This window comes from Janthinobacterium sp. PSPC3-1 (assembly GCF_049896105.1).
Lineage (GTDB): Bacteria > Pseudomonadota > Gammaproteobacteria > Burkholderiales > Burkholderiaceae_D > Janthinobacterium.
This window is the reverse complement of the sequence record NZ_JAFCTQ010000100.1, coordinates 1-606: the sequence shown is the minus strand read 5'-3', so window position 1 is coordinate 606 and position 606 is coordinate 1. Positions and strand designations below refer to the sequence as shown.

At 50.3% G+C, this 606-nt stretch carries 1 rRNA gene; it reads right to left on the bottom strand.

The features are described 5' to 3' along the window. Window positions 1–606 (bottom strand): 23S ribosomal RNA (locus ACP7B7_RS31655); the annotation flags it as partial.

Below are 606 nucleotides of genomic sequence, written 5' to 3'. Positions count from 1 at the left end.
GTTTGCGGTACGGGCGGTTAATCACTAGCTAGAAACTTTTCTTGACAGCGTGACGTCAGTAACTTCCTTACTAAACTTCAGTCCTCGTCACTGCTCACGTGAACGGGAACAAGCATTTGACTCATTCCCTGGCTCGCAGCTTGAACATGCACAACCAGCGGCATGCATTACTTAGCCTTCTGTGTCTTTCCTTCGCTTAAAACGCAATTAACCGGTACAGGAATCTCAACCTGTTATCCATCGCCTATGCCTTTCGGCCTCGGCTTAGGTCCCGACTAACCCTGGTCGGACGAACCTTCCCCAGGAAACCTTAGTCATCCGGTGAACTAGATTCTCACTAGTTTCTCGTTACTCATACCGGCATTCTCACTTCTAAGCGCTCCACAGGTCCTCACGGTCCTGCTTCAGTGCCCTTAGAACGCTCTCCTATCACGCGCACCTGACGGTGCGTGTCCACGATTTCGGTAATGTGCTTAGCCCCGGTAAATTTTCGGCGCAAAACCACTCGGCTAGTGAGCTATTACGCACTCTTTAAATGATGGCTGCTTCTGAGCCAACATCCTAGCTGTCTATGCAATTTCACTTCCTTTTCCATCGTGCAGGCCC